This is a genomic window from Cellulomonas gilvus ATCC 13127, from assembly GCF_000218545.1.
Taxonomy (GTDB): domain Bacteria; phylum Actinomycetota; class Actinomycetes; order Actinomycetales; family Cellulomonadaceae; genus Cellulomonas; species Cellulomonas gilvus.
Genome location: NC_015671.1, coordinates 2,770,833 through 2,787,115, shown reverse-complemented (window position 1 = coordinate 2,787,115; position 16,283 = coordinate 2,770,833). Strand labels below are relative to the sequence as shown.

At 75.3% G+C, this 16,283-nt stretch carries 14 protein-coding genes; 6 read left to right on the top strand and 8 right to left on the bottom strand.

Features of this window, described 5'->3' with window-relative positions; all coding sequences use genetic code 11:
- The first annotated feature begins 22 nt into the window (after positions 1-22).
- The 3 genes from CELGI_RS17400 to deoC are packed head-to-tail and all read left to right on the top strand — an operon-like array spanning position 23 to position 2,039.
- Complete coding sequence (locus CELGI_RS17400; RefSeq protein WP_013884530.1) at positions 23-241, top strand: hypothetical protein; 219 nt, start codon at positions 23-25, stop codon at positions 239-241.
- A complete protein-coding gene (locus tag CELGI_RS12680) occupies positions 238-1,362 on the top strand; it encodes an adenosine deaminase (protein ID WP_013884529.1) in 1,125 nt (374 codons plus the stop codon). The genes CELGI_RS17400 and CELGI_RS12680 overlap by 4 nt, the downstream gene beginning before the upstream one ends.
- Positions 1,359-2,039, top strand: coding sequence for a deoxyribose-phosphate aldolase (gene deoC, locus CELGI_RS12675; RefSeq protein ID WP_013884528.1), 681 nt, complete (start codon positions 1,359-1,361; stop codon positions 2,037-2,039). Before CELGI_RS12680 ends, deoC begins: the two co-directional genes overlap by 4 nt.
- 50 nt (positions 2,040-2,089) lie before the next feature.
- On the opposite strand, the gene CELGI_RS12670 is transcribed toward deoC, so the two are convergent.
- Both CELGI_RS12670 and CELGI_RS12665 read right to left on the bottom strand, forming a co-directional pair.
- Entirely contained in the window at positions 2,090-3,931 is a 1,842-nt protein-coding gene (locus CELGI_RS12670) for a phospho-sugar mutase (protein WP_013884527.1), read from the bottom strand.
- Between the two features lie 68 nt (positions 3,932-3,999).
- Positions 4,000-4,830, bottom strand: coding sequence for a purine-nucleoside phosphorylase (locus tag CELGI_RS12665; RefSeq protein WP_013884526.1), 831 nt, complete (start codon positions 4,828-4,830; stop codon positions 4,000-4,002).
- An 83-nt stretch (positions 4,831-4,913) separates the two neighbouring features.
- On the opposite strand from CELGI_RS12665, the gene CELGI_RS12660 reads away from it, so the two are divergent.
- Positions 4,914-6,338 (top strand): NAD(P)H-quinone dehydrogenase, encoded by a 1,425-nt coding sequence (locus CELGI_RS12660; RefSeq protein ID WP_013884525.1) that lies wholly within the window; start codon positions 4,914-4,916, stop codon positions 6,336-6,338.
- Positions 6,339-6,341: 3 nt separating this feature from the next.
- Here CELGI_RS12660 and CELGI_RS12655 read toward each other — a convergent pair whose 3' ends face one another.
- The gene (locus CELGI_RS12655) at positions 6,342-8,414 is read right to left on the bottom strand and encodes an endonuclease/exonuclease/phosphatase family protein (protein ID WP_013884524.1); all 2,073 of its coding nucleotides are present in this window, start codon (positions 8,412-8,414) and stop codon (positions 6,342-6,344) included.
- Between the two features lie 61 nt (positions 8,415-8,475).
- Here CELGI_RS12655 and CELGI_RS12650 point away from each other — a divergent pair, with 61 nt between their 5' ends.
- The gene (locus CELGI_RS12650; protein WP_013884523.1) at positions 8,476-9,270 is read left to right on the top strand and encodes a transglutaminase-like domain-containing protein; all 795 of its coding nucleotides are present in this window, start codon (positions 8,476-8,478) and stop codon (positions 9,268-9,270) included.
- Positions 9,271-9,294: 24 nt separating this feature from the next.
- On the opposite strand, the gene efeB is transcribed toward CELGI_RS12650, so the two are convergent.
- Genes efeB through efeU form a run of 3 tightly spaced genes read right to left on the bottom strand, consistent with a single transcriptional unit; the run spans position 9,295 to position 12,772 of the window.
- Positions 9,295-10,653 carry an iron uptake transporter deferrochelatase/peroxidase subunit gene (efeB, locus tag CELGI_RS12645; protein WP_013884522.1) on the bottom strand — a complete coding sequence of 453 codons (1,359 nt, stop codon included), beginning with the start codon at positions 10,651-10,653 and terminating at the stop codon, positions 9,295-9,297.
- 1 nt (position 10,654) lies between these two features.
- Positions 10,655-11,845 (bottom strand): iron uptake system protein EfeO, encoded by a 1,191-nt coding sequence (gene efeO, locus CELGI_RS12640; RefSeq protein WP_013884521.1) that lies wholly within the window; start codon positions 11,843-11,845, stop codon positions 10,655-10,657.
- Positions 11,846-11,878: 33 nt separating this feature from the next.
- On the bottom strand, positions 11,879-12,772 hold the full coding sequence (gene efeU, locus CELGI_RS12635; protein WP_013884520.1) for an iron uptake transporter permease EfeU: 894 nt from the start codon (positions 12,770-12,772) through the stop codon (positions 11,879-11,881).
- Positions 12,773-13,009: 237 nt separating this feature from the next.
- On the opposite strand from efeU, the gene CELGI_RS12630 reads away from it, so the two are divergent.
- Positions 13,010-13,558 carry an NUDIX domain-containing protein gene (locus CELGI_RS12630; RefSeq protein WP_013884519.1) on the top strand — a complete coding sequence of 183 codons (549 nt, stop codon included), beginning with the start codon at positions 13,010-13,012 and terminating at the stop codon, positions 13,556-13,558.
- A gap of 24 nt (positions 13,559-13,582) precedes the next feature.
- Here the strand turns inward: CELGI_RS12630 and CELGI_RS12625 are convergent, their stop codons facing one another.
- Positions 13,583-15,370: an acetyl/propionyl/methylcrotonyl-CoA carboxylase subunit alpha gene (locus CELGI_RS12625; RefSeq protein WP_013884518.1), complete on the bottom strand. Its 1,788-nt coding sequence runs from the start codon at positions 15,368-15,370 to the stop codon at positions 13,583-13,585.
- Between the two features lie 189 nt (positions 15,371-15,559).
- Positions 15,560-16,243: a Maf family protein gene (locus tag CELGI_RS12620; RefSeq protein ID WP_013884517.1), complete on the bottom strand. Its 684-nt coding sequence runs from the start codon at positions 16,241-16,243 to the stop codon at positions 15,560-15,562.
- Between the last annotated feature and the right edge of the window lie 40 nt (positions 16,244-16,283).

The window sequence follows — 16,283 nt, the reverse complement described above, 5'->3', positions numbered from 1 at the left end:
CCCCCGACCTCCTGGAGGAGCCATGAGCACCGTCCCCGGTGACGACAGCTGGCGCGACGCCGGCCTGGTCCCCGCCGAACCCGACGTCCCCGCACGGCTCGCCGACGGCGACGCGCCAGTCGCGGACCCCGAGGAGTACGTCCCCGACTTCGCGCGCGCCGACCTCGAGGGTCAGGCCGACGAGGCCGACGTCGTGGAGCAGGACACCGAGATCCCCGCGCAGGAGGACGACCTCACGTGAGCGTGACCCTGACCCCGTCCGACGACGTCGCGTCGGACGGCACCGCTGCGCTCGTCGCGAGCCTGCCCAAGGTGCTGCTGCACGACCACCTCGACGGCGGCCTGCGGCCCGCGACGATCGTCGAGCTCGCCGAGCAGGTGGGCCACGAGCTGCCGACGACCGATCCCGACGAGCTGGGGCGCTGGTTCGTCGAGTCGGCGTCGGCGGGTTCGCTCGAGCTGTACCTCGAGACGTTCGCGCACACCGTCGCGGTGCTCCAGACCGCCGACGCGCTGCGTCGCGTGGCGCGCGAGTGCGCGCTGGACCTGGCCGCCGACGGCGTGGTCTACGCCGAGGTGCGGTTCGCGCCCGAGCAGCACGTCGAGCAGGGCCTGAGCCTGCAGGACGTGGTGGACGCCGTCCGCACGGGGTTCGACGAGGGCATGGCGCAGGCGCGGGCCGACGGCCGGCCGATCCGGGTGCTCGCGATCCTGTGCGCGATGCGCCACCTGGACCGCTGGCAGGAGGTCGCCGAGCTCGCGATCGCCAACCGTGACGCCGGCGTCGTCGCGTTCGACCTGGCCGGCCCCGAGGACGGGTTCCCGCCGTCGCGCCTGTCCGAGGTGTTCGGCACGCTGCGTCGCGCCCACTTCCCGTGCACGCTGCACGCGGGTGAGGCCGCAGGCCTCGACTCGATCGCCGACGCGGTGGCCGAGGGTGCGCTGCGGCTGGGGCACGGCGTGCGGCTCGCGGACGACGTGGGCGCCGACGACCTGGGTGACCGCTTGGGCCTGCTCGCGCACTGGGTGCGGGACCGCCGCCTGGCGCTCGAGGTCTGTCCGTCCTCGAACGTGCAGACCGGCGGTGCCGCGTCGATCGCCGAGCACCCCGTGACGCGGCTGCTGCGCCTGGGGTTCGCGGTCACGGTCAACACCGACAACCGCCTGCAGTCCGGCACGTCGCTGGGCCGTGAGCTGACCCTGCTGGTCGACGAGGCGGGCTGGACGCTCGCCGACCTCGAGCACGTGGCCGCGACCGCGGCCGCCCACGCGTTCGTCCACCAGGACGAGCGCGCCGCACTGATCGACACCGTGATCCGGCCGGCGTACGCCGCGGCCCGGGGAGGAAGGCACCGCGCATGACCCACGACCCGCTGGACGCCGCAGCGCTCGCCAAGTTCGTCGACCACACCCTGCTCAAGCCCGAGGCGACGCGGGCCGACGTCGAGGCGCTGGTCGCGGAGGCGGCCGAGCTGGGCACGTACTCGATCTGCATCTCGCCGTCGTTCCTGCCCGTCGAGGTCCCCGCGGGCCTCGAGGTGGCGACCGTGTGCGGGTTCCCGTCGGGCAAGCACCACAGCGACGTCAAGGCCGCCGAGGCCGCGCGCTCCGTGGCCGACGGCGCGACCGAGGTCGACATGGTGATCGACGTGGGCGCCGCCAAGGAGGGCCGGTTCGCCGACGTGCAGGCGGACATCGCCGCGGTGCGCGCGGCCGTGCCCGCGCCGACCGTCCTCAAGGTCATCATCGAGTCCGCGGCGCTCAGCGACCACGAGATCGTCGAGGTGTGCCGGGCGGCGGCCGCGGCCGGGGCGGACTTCGTCAAGACGTCCACGGGCTTCCACCCGGCGGGCGGCGCGACGGTGCACGCCGTGCGGATCATGGCCGACACGGTCGGGGGCCGGCTCGGCGTCAAGGCGTCGGGCGGCATCCGCACGTCGGCGGACGCGCTCGCGATGATCGCGGCGGGCGCGACGCGCCTGGGCCTGTCCGGGACGGCTGCGGTGCTCGCGGGTCTCGAGGCGGACGCCGGCTACTGACCCTGCCGGCCCGGGCCCGACCGCGTGCGGTGGTCGGGCCCGGACCCGTGTCAGGCGATGCCGAGCGCGCGCCGCATGTCGGCGGCGACGGCGTCGAGGCGCTCCTTGGCGCGCGCACGCGCCGCACCCACCGCGTCGGCGTCCGCGTCCGCCGCGACGGGCTCGATGACCTCGAGGTAGCACTTGACCTTGGGCTCGGTGCCCGACGGCCGCACGACGACGCGCGTGCCGTCCGCGACGTCGAGCCGCAGCCCCTCGGTGGGCGGCAGGCCGCCGCGCTCCTCCTCGGTGCCGCGCGCGAGGTCGACGATGCGCTCCACGTGGGAGCCGCCGACGGTGGCCGGCGGGTTCTCCCGAAGCCGCTGCACCGTGGCCGGGATCTGTGCGAGGTCGTCGTACCGGGCCGAGACCTGACCGGTCAGGTGGAGGCCGTGCGCCCGCGCGAGGTCGTCGAGCGCGTCCACGAGCGTGCGCCCGGACGCCTTGAGCCGTGCGGCGAGGCCCGCCATGAGCAGCGCGGCGGAGATGCCGTCCTTGTCCCGCACGTTGAGCGGCGCGACGCAGTAGCCGAGCGCCTCCTCGTACCCGAACGCGAGCCCGTCGACGCGCGAGAGCCACTTGAACCCGGTGAGCGTCTGCACGTGTCGCACGCCCGCCGTCGCGGCGATGCGCGCGAGCAGCCGCGAGGACACGATCGAGCTCGCGAACGCGGCGTCGGGGTCGAGCGGCTCGGCGTCCGCGGCGAGGCGCTCGGCCATGACCTGGCCCAGCAGCCCGCCGGTCTCGTCGCCGTGCAGCATGCGCCAGCCCTCGGCCGCGGCGGTGTCGGGTCCCCGGTACGCGCGGGACCGGGGGTCGCGCACGGCGACCGCGCACCGGTCCGCATCCGGGTCGAGCGCGATGACCAGGTCGGCACCCTCGTCGGACGCGAGGCCGAGCGCGAGGTCGATCGCCCCCGGCTCCTCGGGGTTGGGGAACGCGACGGTCGGGAAGTCCGGGTCGGGGTGCTCCTGCTCGGGCACCACCAGCACGTCGGTGTAGCCGGCCTCGCGCAGGACGCGCTGCGCGACCGCGCCACCCACGCCGTGCAGCGGCGTCAGGACGATGCGCAGGTCGGCGGCGAGCGCGCGCTGCTCGGGCCCCGCGAGGGCGAGCGTGGCGGCCACGTACTCGTCGACGATCTCGGGCCCCAGCACGGTCCACCCCGACGCGGCCCGCGGCACGGACGCGACCGAGGGCACGCGCGCGATCTCGGCGGCGATCGCCGCATCCGCGGGCGGGACGATCTGCGCGCCCTGACCCGCGTCCGTCACGACGCGGCCACCGAGGTAGACCTTGTAGCCGTTGTCCTGCGGCGGGTTGTGCGACGCCGTGACCATGACGCCCGCGTCGGCCTCGAGCCGGCGCACGGCGAACGCCAGCACGGGTGTGGGCAGCGGCCCGGGCAGGAGCAGGACCTCGATGCCGACCGCGGTGAGCACCGCGGCGGTGTCGGTCGCGAAGTCGTGCGACTTGTGCCGCGCGTCGTAGCCCACGACCACGCGCGGGGGTGCCAGGCCGTCGAGCTCGCCCAGGAGGTGCTCCGCGAGACCCGAGGCCGCGCGGATCACCACCGCGCGGTTCATCCGGTGCGGCCCGCCCGCGATCGCGCCGCGCAGGCCCGCGGTGCCGAACTGGAGCAGACCGGTGAACCGGTCCGCCAGCTCGGCCCGCGCGGCCGCGGCGGTGCGCCACGTGTACTGCTCGGCGGGTGTGGTGCCCTCGTGCTCCGGCAGGCTGTCGGCGGTGCGCAGCAGGTCGCGCAGCTCGTCGGCCGTCTGGGGATCGGGGTCGTCGTCGATCCAGGTCTCGACCTGCGCGCGCAGGTGGTCCCACGCCTCGTCGCGGCTCATCCCCCCAACGTACTGACCGGTAGGGGTCTGGACGAACGCAGCGCGCGCACGCGCGGGTCGGACGTACGTCACAGGCGGCGGATCACCTCGGCGAGGAGCGCGCTGATGCGCGGGCCTGCGGCCTGGCCGGCCTCGAGGACCTCGCCGTGGGACAGCGGCTGCTCGCTGATGCCCGCGGCCAGGTTGGTGACCAGCGAGATGCCGAGGACCTCCATGCCCGCCTGGCGCGCGGCGATCGCCTCGAGCGTCGTGGACATCCCGACGAGGTCGCCGCCGAGGCGACCGGCCATGCGCACCTCGGCCGGGGTCTCGTAGTGCGGGCCACGGAACTGGACGTACACGCCCTCGTCGAGCGTCGCGTCCACCTCGCGCGCGACGGCGCGCAGGCGGGCCGAGTACAGGTCGGTGAGGTCGACGAACGTCGCGCCCTCGACCGGGGACGTCGCGGTCAGGTTGATGTGGTCGCTGATGAGCACGGGCGTGCCGGGCGCCCACGCGGGGTTCAGGCCGCCGCACCCGTTGGTGAGCACCACGGTCGAGGCGCCCGCGGCCGCCGCGGTGCGCATGCCGTGCACCACGCGCCGCACGCCCTTGCCCTCGTACAGGTGCGTGCGCGAGCCCAGGACCAGCGCGTGCCGGTCGCCGTCGCCGATGCGCACCGAGCGGATGGTGCCGACGTGCCCGTGCACTGCCGCGGCCGAGAACCCGGGCAGCTCGGTGCTGGGCACCTCGGCGACGGTCTCGCCCAGCAGGTCCGCGGCGCCGCCCCAGCCGGAGCCGAGCACGAGCGCCACGTCGTGGCGGGCCACGCCGGTGGCCTCCGCGAGCGCGTGCGCGGCCGCGCGCGCCACGTCGAAGGGGTCGGTCGTCGGGTCGTCGATGTCGATCACGTCGGTCATGCCCGCAGGCTAGTCCTCGCGCGGCCCCGGCGGCCGGGCCCGCGCGACGAGAGCGCACGCCTCGGTCACGGCACAATGCACCCGTGAGCACACCTCCCGGGACGCCCGCCCTGCCCGACACCCGCGTCGTCGTCGTCGGCGGGGGACCCGGCGGCTACGAGGCCGCGCTCGTGGCCCGGCGGCTGGGCGCCGACGTGACGGTCGTCGAGGCGGCGGGGCTCGGCGGCTCGGCCGTGCTGACGGACGTGGTGCCCTCGAAGACGCTCATCGCGACAGCCGAGTGGATGACGATCGCGGACCGCGCACCCGAGCTGGGGATCCGCTCCGCGGTCGGCGCGGACCACCGGCACCACATCGACCTCGCGGCGGTGAACACGCGCGTGCGCGCGCTCGCGTCCGCGCAGTCGGCGGACATCCGGGCGCGCCTCGAGCGCGAGGGCGTGCGGGTGCTGCTGGGCCACGGCCGGCTCGACGGGCCGCAGCGCGTCGTGGTGCGCACACGTGACGGTGTGGCCGACGAGACGCTGGACGCCGACGTGGTGCTCGTCGCGACGGGTGCGCGCCCGCGTGAGCTGCCCGAGGCGCGGCCCGACGGCGAGCGCATCCTGACGTGGACGCAGCTGTACGACCTGCCCGCGCTGCCCGAGCGGCTCGTGGTGGTCGGCTCGGGGGTCACGGGTGCGGAGTTCGCGGGTGCGTACACGTCGCTCGGCTCGCAGGTCACGCTCGTGTCCTCGCGCGAGCGCGTGCTGCCGGGGGAGGACACCGACGCCGCCGAGCTCATCGAGGACGTGTTCAAGCGGCGCGGGATGACCGTGCTGTCCCGATCGCGGGCCGCGGGTGCGCGCCGGACGGCCGACGGCGTCGTCGTGACGCTCGCCGACGGACGCGAGATCGAGGGCAGCCACGTGCTGTTCGCGGTCGGCTCGATCCCGACCACCGACGGGCTCGGGCTCGAGGAGGCGGGCGTGCGCCTGACCGCCTCGGGGCACATCGAGGTGGACAAGGTGTCCCGCACGAGCGTGCGCGGCGTGTACGCGGCCGGCGACGTCACGGGTGTGCTGCCGCTCGCGTCCGTCGCGGCGACGCAGGGACGCATCGCGATGTCGCACGCGCTCGGCGACAGCGTCACGCCGCTGTCGCTGCGCGCCGTGGCCGCGAACATCTTCACCGCTCCGGAGATCGCCACCGTGGGCTACTCCGAGCAGCGGCTGGCCGACGAGGGCACGCCGTACGAGGTCTCGATGCTGCCGATCACGCGCAACCCGCGCGCGAAGATGCTCGGCGTGCGCGAGGGGTTCGTCAAGATCTTCGCGAGCCCCGGCTCGGGGACCGTGCTGGGTGCCGTGCTGGTGGGTCCGCGCGCGAGCGAGTCGGTGTTCCCGGTCGCGCTGGCGATCACGCACCGCCTGTCCGCGGACCAGGTGGCCGAGGTCATCACCGTCTACCCGTCGATGTCCGGCACGATCGCTGAGGTCGCGCGCATGCTGCACCACCGCTCGGACTGAGGCTCAGGGCACGGTCAGCCGCACCAGCACGGGCAGGTGGTCGGACGCCTGCGACGATGTGAGCACGTCCGCGTGCGCGAACGTCACCTGCCGGCCGAGCACCCAGTCGATCCGGGTGCGCGGGTCGGCAGCCGGTGACGTGAGCGCGCCGGGATCGCCCGCGAGCGCGTCGGTCCAGCCCGCGTCCGTCAGCAGCGAGGGCTCCGGCTGCCCGGGCGCGGCGTTGAGGTCGCCGCCCAGCAGGGACGGCCCCGTGACGGGCTCGGCCGTGAGCAGCGCCGCGAGCTGGTCCAGCCGGGTGGGGGTGTTCTCCGCGCGGTGCTGCAGGTGCACGGACGTGACCCGCAGCGCGGTGCCGTCGGACGTGCGCACCGTGGCGGACAGCGCCGAACGCTCCTGCGGACCCGCGCCGTACGGCAGCGCGTGCGCGACGACGCCGGTGAGCGCCGACCGGGACAGGATCGCGTTGCCCAGCTGCCGGTCGGCTGCGGGCGCGACCTCGACCGTCATGCCGAGCCGGCGTGCGAGCCACGTCGCCATGTCCGTGCCGCCGCCCAGCACCCAGCCCCGTTGGACCTCCTGCAGCAGGACCACGTCCGGATCCGCCGCCACGATCGTCGTCGCGATCTCCTCGAGGTCCACGCCGACCGCGGGGGCGACGCCGTGGTGCAGGTTCCAGGACAGCACCGTGAGCTGGTCGCCGGCCGCACGCGGCGGGACGTCCGCGCCGTGGGTCCACGTGGTCGAGGGGGTGAGCCCCAGCAGCGCGAGCGCCGCCGCGGGGACCAGCAGCAGCCGGATGGCCCGCACGCGCGCGGGCTGGCGGCCGTCGCCGCCCGGTGCGTCGTCGGCCCGGTCCGCGTCGACGTCGGCGACGCCCGCGGGGAGTCGGTGGTGCAGGCCGGTGAGCGCGAGGACCGCGGCCGCCAGGACCGGGACGGCGGCGTTGTCGACAGGCAGCGGCACGTCGTAGTCGACCATGTACAGCAGCAGCGGGCCGATCGCACCCAGCCCGGCCAGGGCGGCCGCACCCGCGGTGCGCCACGTGCCCGGCGGCGCGGGCCTGCGCACGCTCAGCGTCCCGACGAGCACCACGGCGAGCCCGAGCACCAGCCCGACGACCGCGACCAGCACCGCGGCCGAGGACCATGCGGGGATGCGCACGGCACGCGCGGGGAGCAGCAGCACGAGCGCCACGGCGACCACGACGAGCCCGGCCCCACCCACGCGCACCGCGCTCGGCCACCGGTCGGGCCGCAGCAGCAGCCACCCGCCGACGACGTGCGCGCCCACGAGCACGAGACCTGCCCACCCCAGCGCGACCGAGGTCTGCGACGCCACGAACGCCGGGTTGGCGGTGATCATGGCGGCGATCGCGAGGAACGGACCCACGGCCCACAGGCGGCGCGGCCGCACCGTCGCGGGCTCACGGGCGCCGCCCGTGCCCGCGGCGTCGTCCCCGCGGTCCTGCGCCACGCGGAACGCCGCGAGCGGCGCGACCGCGACCACGCCCGCCACCAGCCAGCCCAGCGGCGACGACCGCCACAGCGCGTCCCAGGTCCCCAGCATCACCTGCAGCCCGACGGACAGCGCGCTGCCCAGCAGCAGCCCCAGCGCCGCCTGGCGCGGACCGGACGGCCGCCCCGCGACGAACGCGACCGCGAGCATCAGGACACCGCACGCCCAGGCCACCGACGCGAGGCCGAGCCCGTAGCGGACGGCACCGTCCGTGCCCTGCAGGACCAGCCGCAGCGCGCCCAGGACGGCCGCGCCCAGCACCACCGTCCGGCCCGAGGGCACGCCGTCGCGGACCCGTGTGGCGACCAGCAGCAGGGCCGCGACCACGCCCGCGCCGGCATAGGTGACCACGGCCGTGACGCTCGCGGTCACCACACCCGCGTCGAACGCGTGGTCGAGCAGCGGTCCGCTCGCGCGCACCAGCGCGAGCGTCGCAACCGTGAGCGCGGCCACCAGCCAGACGCGGGTCGGGGTGCCGTCGTCGGGCGGTCGCGTCGTCGGCGCGGGCGAGCCCGTCCCGGTGCCCGGCGTGCCGCTGCTCGTCGTCCCGGTGCTCACGCGCCGAAGGCTACGCGCGTCGCGGGTGCGGCCGCCGCCCGTGGACCGCACACTCGGCACCATGCAGCGCGACGTCTCGGCCCACCTCACGCTCGATGTCACGACGCCCGCGACGCTCGCGCTCGCGGTGGCCGTCGCCGCGGGCCATGACGCCGACGAGCGGCTCACCGTCACGCTCGACGGCCGTCCAGTGCCCGTGCGGGAGCTGGCTGACGAGCACGGGACGCGCCTGCACGTGCTCGACGCCGGCCCCGGTGCGCTCGTCGTGGACTACGTCGCGCGGGTGGCCGGGAGCGCGGCCGAACCCGTGCCGCCGACCGAGGCGGAGCTGCTGCGGCACCTGCGACCGAGCCGCTACTGCGAGTCCGACACGCTCGGCCCCACCGCACGCGCCGAGTTCGCCGGGCTCGCCGACGCGGACCTGCTCGCCGCGGTCTCGTCGTGGGTCGGCACGCACCTGGCGTACGTGCCGGGCTCGAGCCTGCCGACCGACGGTGCCGTCCGGACGCTGCTCGCCCGCCGGGGCGTGTGCCGCGACTACGCGCACCTCGTGGTCGCGCTGCTGCGCGCGCTCGACGTGCCCGCGCGTCTGGCCGCGGTGTACGCGCCCGGGCTGGACCCGATGGACTTCCACGCGGTCGCCGAGGCGTGGGTCGGGGGTGCGTGGCGCGTCGTGGACGCGACCACGCTCGCGCCGCGCTCGAGCCTGCTGCGCATCGCGACCGGCCGCGACGCGTCCGACACCGCGTTCCTCTCGGTGCACCACGGCGCGGCCACGCTGCGGGAGATGACGGTGAGCGCGGTCGTCGACGAGCTGCCCGCCGACGACGTGCGCACGCTCGTCTCGATCGCCTGACGGGTCCCGCGTCCCGCGTCCGCGTCAGGCGAGAAGCGCCTCGCCGACGAACGGGCTGTGCGCCGTGGTGATCGGCGTGCCGTCCGAGCCCAGCACCAGCGAGCCGTCGGGCACACCGGGCGGCACCGCGAACAGCCCCGAGCCCGTGTGCTGCAGGTACTCCATGAGCCCGTCGTCACGCGACAGCCGGTTCTGCATGGGGATGTAGTGCGTGCGCGGGTCGGTCACGAACGCCAGGAAGAACAGCCCCGCGTCGAGCCGGCCCAGCGCGTCGTTGCCGTCGGTGAAGTTGTAGCCGCGGCGCAGCATGCGCACGCCGTCGTTCTGCGTGGGGTGCGCGAGGCGCACGTGGCTGTTGAGCGCGACCAGCGGCTGGTCGTCGCGGCCCGTGACCGCGAAGTCGGGCTCGGTGAACTCGGTCCCGCCGGACAGCGGGGCACCCTCACCCTTGGTCCGCCCGACCAGCGCCTCCTGCTCGCGCAGCGACGTGCGGTCCCACGTCTCGATCGTCATGCGGATCCGCCGGGCCACCAGGTACGTCCCGCCCGTGAGCCACGCCGAGTCGTGCGAGTCGGCCTGTGCGGCCGCGGCGGGCACCCACACGTGCTCGTCGACCGCGGAGCGCTCCTCGACCTTGAGGTTGGCGGTGCCGTCCTTGAAGCCGAACAGGTTGCGCGGCGTGCGCTGCGCGGTGGACGTCGAGGACGTGCGGCCGTAGCCGAGCTGCGTCCAGCGGATCGTCGCGGCTCCGAACGCCGCGCGGGACAGGTTGCGGATCGCGTGCACCGCGACCTGCGGGTCGTCGGCGCACGCCTGCACCACCAGGTCGCCGTCCGAACGCGCGGGGTCCAGGTTGTCGGCCGGGAAGTGCGGCAGCTCGACGAGCGCGTCCGGCAGCCGGTCGGCGAGCCCGAACCGGTCCGTGCCGTCCGCGGTCACGAACAGCGAGCGGCCGAACCCGAACGTGATCGTCAGACCGGCCGGCGGCAGGTCGAGCGCCTCGCCCGTGTCGTCCGGCGGGGCGTCGTACGGCCCCGACGCCGGCCCGAACGGACCCGCCCCCTGCCCCTGCGTGAGGCGGGCCGCGATGGTCGTCCACCGCTGCAGCAGCGCGACCAGGTCCTCGCGGTCCTTCGTCGTGACGTCGAACGCCGCCAGGTACAGGCGGTCCTGCGCGGGTGTGACGATGCCCGCCTGGTGCTCACCCGTGAACGGGTACGTCCCGGGCGCGGGCGGTGCCGCGGGCTCGTCGGCGGTCGCGCGGGTCACGCCCGCGCCCACCGCGGCGCCCACGGCCGCGGCGCCGAGCAGGCCGCCGCCGAGCAGCGCGCGGCGCGACAGGCCCGTGCGGCCGGCGGTCGGTCCCTGCTCGGCGGCCGTCACGTCAGGCGCCCGTCACGACGGCGGTCAGCTGCGAGAGCGGCTCGGACAGCGCGTCCACCGCGGTCGAGAGCTCCTTGACCTCCTGCTCGGTCAGCTCGTCGTACGGCGTGAAGCCCGTCTCGACCGAGCCCTGCGCCGCGAGCAGCGCCTCGAGGGCGGTGAAGCGCTCGAGCAGCGTCGCCGACAGGTCCGGGTCGGCCTCCTCGACCACGTCCGCGAGCACCTCGTACGCGACGCGCGCACCGTCCACGTTGGCCTGGAAGTCCCACAGGTCGGTGTGCGACCAGATCTCCTCCTCGCCCGTGACCTTGCCCGTGGCCACCTCGTCGAGCAGCTCCTTGGCCCCGTTGGAGATCTGGAACGCCTCGAACGTGAACGCCGGGTCGTTGACCTGGTCGACGAGCTGCTGCGTCCAGCCCACCAGGTCGTCGGCGGCCTTGGTCCGCTCGGCGGACGTGAGCGGCACGTACTCCTCGCCGCCGTTGTCCGCGGGCTCGGGCTGCCACAGGTCCTTCTCGATGTAGTGCCAGCCGCTCCACGTCTGGCCGTCCTCGAGGTCGGCCTCGCGCGCGTCGGTCAGCGGGTCCAGGTCGCCGAACGACTCGGCGACGGGCTCGACCCGCTCCCAGTGCACGCGTGTGGCCGCGTACAGCTCGCGCGCGGTCTCGTCGTCCCCGGACGCGTACGCGTCGGCGAACTCCTGCGTCCCCGCGATGAGCGCACCCACCTGGTCCTTGACGTAGGACACGTACTGCGCCTCGGCGGTGGCGAGCTGCTCGGCGACGTCGCCCGTGGGGCCCACGGTCTCGCCCGAGTCGGTGACCGTGAACTCCGAGCGGATGCCGTCGCCCACCATCCCCGGCTTGCACGCGGTGTAGTACGTGCCCGGCCGGACCTGCACCACCAGGTCGCGCGTGATGCCCGGGCCGATGTTCTCCACCTCGGAGACCACGCGCAGCCCGTCCTCGCCCAGCAGGTAGAACTCGGTCACGTCGGTGCCGTCGTTGGTCACGGCGAACGTCAGGGTGCCGGACTGCGCGGTCGCCGACGAGACCGTGCACGCATCGGCGGTGCTGCTCACCGTGAGCGCGCCGGCCTCGCTCGCGCCGGGCGCGGGCTCGTTGTCGACGCACGCCGCGAGCGGCAGGACCAGGGCGGCGAGCGCGAGCGCGCCGACGGCAGAGCGGGACATGGGTCTCCTCGGGTGCGGGTGCGGGGTCGGGCGTCAGGAGGCCGCGGGCGCCACGTGGGCTGCCGCGGGTGCGGACGTCTGACCGGACGGTGCGGCCGCGGCCGGGGTCGGCGCGGCGGGGCGACGGCCCCAGGTGGTGCGGACGAACAGCGTGAGGACCACCGCGACGTACGCGACCCAGCCGATCAGCTGCAGCCACGTCGTCGCGGGCGTGAAGTTGAAGACGCCCTTGAGGAGCGTGGCGTACCAGGACGACGGCGGGATCGTCGCCGAGACGTCGAACGCCAGGTGGTGCAGGCCCGGGAGGATCTCGGCCTCCTGCAGGTCGTGGATGCCGTAGGCCAGCACGCCGGCCGCGACCAGGATCAGGAACACGCCCGTCCACGCGAAGAACCGCCGCAGGTCCAGGCGCACCGCGCCGCGGTACATGAGCCACGCGACCACCACGGCCGCCGAGATTCCGAGCGCGGCCCCGACCAGCGGGGCGGCCACACCCGTCGACGTGGCCTTCGCACCCGCCCACAGGAACAGCGCGGTCTCGAGCCCCTCGCGCCCGACGGCCAGCAGCGCCATCACGAGGACCGCGCCCTTGCCCGCCGCGATCGCGTCGTCCAGCTTGTGCTGCAGGTCCGCCTTGAGGTGCCGGGCGGTCTTGGCCATCCAGAAGATCATCCACGTGATCAGGCCGACCGCGACGATCGACAGCGACCCCCCGATCGCCTCCTGCGCCTCGAACGAGAGCCCCTTGGGCCCGAACGTCAGCAGCGCGCCGAAGCCCAGCGAGACCCCGACCGCGACGCCGACACCCGCCCACAGCGCGGGCAGCAGAGCGCGCCGGTCGGTCCTGACGAGGTACGCGACCAGGATGCTGACGACGAGCGCGGCCTCGAGGCCCTCGCGCAGGCCGATCAGGAAGTTCGCAAGCATGGTCACCTTCGTCGCGTCGTCTGAGGGGAGCCTAACCTCACCGCGCGGGACACTACTCCACCCCCACCGCGCCCGGCACCCCCTGTGGCCCACCCCACACGCCTCCACCCACCCACCCACCCCTCCCGCCGACCTGGTACTTATCCGCCAGGTCGAGCGCCGGACGATGGGCGTCTGTCGCGCGGGTGACCGTCGGCGTCGGCGGCGGGGCGGTGAGGGCGGTGCGAGACTGACCGCGTGACTCCCGCCCCGCCCGGCCACGTCCCGTCCCCGGGTGACGGCTGGGTGCAGTGCGGGTGCGGCGAGCGGCACTGGGGGTTGTTCGGCGCCGCCGGCCTGCTGGTCACGCGGCGTGACGACGAGGGCCGCGCCACGCACGTGCTGCTGCAGCACCGTGCGCCGTGGAGCCACCACGGCGGGACCTGGGGCATCCCGGGCGGGGCCCGCCGTCCCGGCGAGCCCGCGACCCACGCGGCGCTGCGCGAGGCGGCCGAGGAGGCGGGTGTGCCCGCCGGGGCGGTCGAGACCGTGCACGAGCACGTCCTGACGCACCCGGACTGGACCTACACCACGGTGCTCGCCGAGCTCGTCGTGCCGTTCGACGCCCGGCCCACCGACGACGAGTCGCTCGCGATCGCGTGGGTGCCCGTCGCCGACGTCGCGGCGCTGCCGCTCCTGCCCGCGTTCGCCACCGCGTGGCCCGACCTCGACCCCTCCACCCCCGGCCCCCGACCTGGCGGACAGGTACCAGCTCGGCGGTCTTCCCGGCGTCGACCTGGCGGATAGGTACCAGGTCGGCGGGGGAGAGGGTCAGTCGACGATCTCGCAGATGGGGGTGCCGGCGCTGACGCTCGCGCCCACCGCGGCCGCCAGGCCCGCGACGGTGCCGGACCGGTGCGCCACCAGGGGCTGCTCCATCTTCATGGCCTCGAGCACCACGACGAGGTCACCCTCGGCGACGCTCGCGCCGTCGGCGACCGCGACCTTGACGATCGTGCCCTGCATGGGGGAGGCGAGCGTCGTGCCGTTGGCGGCCGCCTTGGGGCCCGCGGCACGACGAGCGGGCCGGCGCGGCCCGGCGCCCGCGCGCGGACCCGCGGCACGGCCCAGCGCCAGGGCGGCGGGCAGCACGACCTCGAGCCGCTTGCCGCCCACCTCGACGACGACGCGCTCGAGCGCGGGCGCGTCCTGCGCCTCGGGAGCCGCGGGTGCGGTGCTGCTCGCGGTCAGCGAGGACAGGCGGTCGGCGAACTCGGTCTCGATCCAGCGCGTGTGCACGCTGAACGGGGTCGCGTCGTCGGCCGGCGCGAACGCGGGCTCGTCGAGCACCGCGCGGTGGAACGGCACGACGGTGGGGATGCCGACGACCTCGAGCTCGGCCAGCGCGCGGCGGGCCCGCTCGATCGCCTGGCGGCGCGTGGCGCCCGTGACGACCAGCTTGGCGATCATCGAGTCGAACGCGCCCGAGACGGTGTCGCCCTCGACCACGCCCGAGTCGACGCGCACGCCGGGCCCGCTCGGGAAGCGGAGCGTGGAGATGCGGCCGGGTGCCGGCAGGAAGCCCGCGGCCGGGTCCTCGCCGTTGATCCGGAACTCGAGCGAGTGCCCGCGGGAGGTCACCTCGTCGTAGCCCAGGGGCTCGCCCGCCGCGATGCGCAGCTGCTCGCGCACCAGGTCGATGCCGCTGATCTCCTCGGTGACCGGGTGCTCGACCTGCAGGCGTGTGTTGACCTCGAGGAACGAGACCGTGCCGTCCGCGCCCACCAGGAACTCGCACGTCCCGGCGCCCACGTACCCGGCCTCGCGCAGGATCGCCTTGCTCGACTCGACGAGCTGCGCGTTCTGCGCGTCGGTGAGGAACGGCGCGGGCGCCTCCTCGACCAGCTTCTGGTGGCGGCGCTGCAGCGAGCAGTCGCGCGTGCTGACCACGACGACCGTGCCGTGGGTGTCCGCGAGGCACTGCGTCTCGACGTGCCGCGGACGGTCCAGGTACCGCTCGACGAAGCACTCGCCGCGGCCGAACGCCGCGACGGCCTCGCGGACCGCGGACTCGTACATCTCGTCGATCTCGTCGGACGTGCGCGCGACCTTGAGCCCGCGCCCGCCGCCGCCGAACGCGGCCTTGATGGCGATGGGCAGCCCGTGCTCGGCGACGAACGCGTGGATCTCCGCCGGGCCGCTCACCGGGTCGGCGGTGCCCGCGACGAGCGGTGCTCCGGCGCGCTGCGCGATGTGCCGCGCGCTGACCTTGTCGCCGAGCGACTCGATGGCCCCGGGCGGCGGGCCGATCCAGGTCAGCCCGGCATCGATCACGGCACGCGCGAAGTCGGCGTTCTCCGCCAGGAACCCGTAGCCCGGGTGCACGGAGTCGGCACCCGAGCGGCGCGCGACGTCGAGCAGCTTGGCGATGTCCAGGTACGTGTCGGCGGCGCGCGCACCGTCGAGCGCGAACGCCTCGTCGGCGACGGTCACGTGCAGCGCCTCACGGTCCTGGTCGGCGTACACCGCGACCGAGCCGATCCCGGCGTCGCGGCACGCGCGCGCGATGCGGACGGCGATCTCGCCACGGTTGGCGATCAGGACCTTGCGCAGCGGCATGGGGGAGGGCACGGCTCACCGTAACGCCCCGGGGTTCACCCGGGGAGCGTGCTTCTCACCCGGTCGGCAAGATTGGCGAACCGCCCAGGCCCGCGCGACGGGTTTTGGAGGAATCCGACGACGACAGGGGCCACCCGCGACCGGCATGGCCCCCGGGCTGCACGAAGTCGACAACCCGTCTCCAGCGGGTCAGCGGGTCCAGAGCGTCGGCAGGGCGACGTCGATCTCCGCGAGCAGCTCGCGCAGCAGCGGCAGGCTCAGCCCGACGACGCCGTGGTGGTCGCCCTCGATGCGCGTGACGAACGCGCCGCCCCGGCCGTCCACCGTGAACGCGCCGGCCACGGCGAGCGGCTCACCCGTGGCGACGTACGCCGCGATCTCGTCGTCGGTCACGTCCGCGAAGTGCACGACGGTCGACGACGTGGCGCCCAGCACCGCACCCTGCCCGGCACCCAGCGCACCGGGGCGCGCGGCGGTCTCCTGCCCGCCCTCGCGCAGGTCCACGAGCCAGTGCCCCGTGTGCAGCACGCCGGAGCGCCCGCGCATCGCCTGCCAGCGGGCCACCGCGTCGGCGGCGTCGCGCGGCTTGCCCAGCACGTCGCCGTCGAGCTCGAGCATGGAGTCGCAGCCGAGCACCACCAGGTCCACGGCGTCCGCGAGCTCGTCGGGCAGGTGGCCGGCCACGTCGTGCGCCTTGGCCTGCGCGAGCACGAGCACCGCGTCGGCGGGCTCGAGCGCGCCGAACCGCTCGCGCGCGTCGGCGAGCGCGGCGTCCTCGTCGACCGACGACGTCGCGACGAGCGGCTCGATGCCCGCCGAGCGCAGCGTGGCGCGGCGGGCGGGGGACGCGGAGGCGAGCAGCAGGCGGGTCACGCGGGGAGCCTAGCCGCGGCCTGCGCGGGCCTGCTCTCGG

What these genes read in the sequence shown, in the direction of transcription:
- CELGI_RS17400 (WP_013884530.1), top strand. Translation starts at nt 23, where the DNA reads ATGAGCACCGTCCCCGGTGACGACAGCTGGCGCGACGCCGGCCTGGTC.
- deoC (WP_013884528.1), top strand. Translation starts at nt 1,359, where the DNA reads ATGACCCACGACCCGCTGGACGCCGCAGCGCTCGCCAAGTTCGTCGAC.
- CELGI_RS12670 (WP_013884527.1), bottom strand. Translation starts at nt 3,931, where the DNA reads ATGAGCCGCGACGAGGCGTGGGACCACCTGCGCGCGCAGGTCGAGACC.
- CELGI_RS12665 (WP_013884526.1), bottom strand. Translation starts at nt 4,830, where the DNA reads ATGACCGACGTGATCGACATCGACGACCCGACGACCGACCCCTTCGAC.
- CELGI_RS12650 (WP_013884523.1), top strand. Translation starts at nt 8,476, where the DNA reads ATGCAGCGCGACGTCTCGGCCCACCTCACGCTCGATGTCACGACGCCC.
- efeO (WP_013884521.1), bottom strand. Translation starts at nt 11,845, where the DNA reads ATGTCCCGCTCTGCCGTCGGCGCGCTCGCGCTCGCCGCCCTGGTCCTG.
- efeU (WP_013884520.1), bottom strand. Translation starts at nt 12,772, where the DNA reads ATGCTTGCGAACTTCCTGATCGGCCTGCGCGAGGGCCTCGAGGCCGCG.
- CELGI_RS12625 (WP_013884518.1), bottom strand. Translation starts at nt 15,370, where the DNA reads ATGCCGCTGCGCAAGGTCCTGATCGCCAACCGTGGCGAGATCGCCGTC.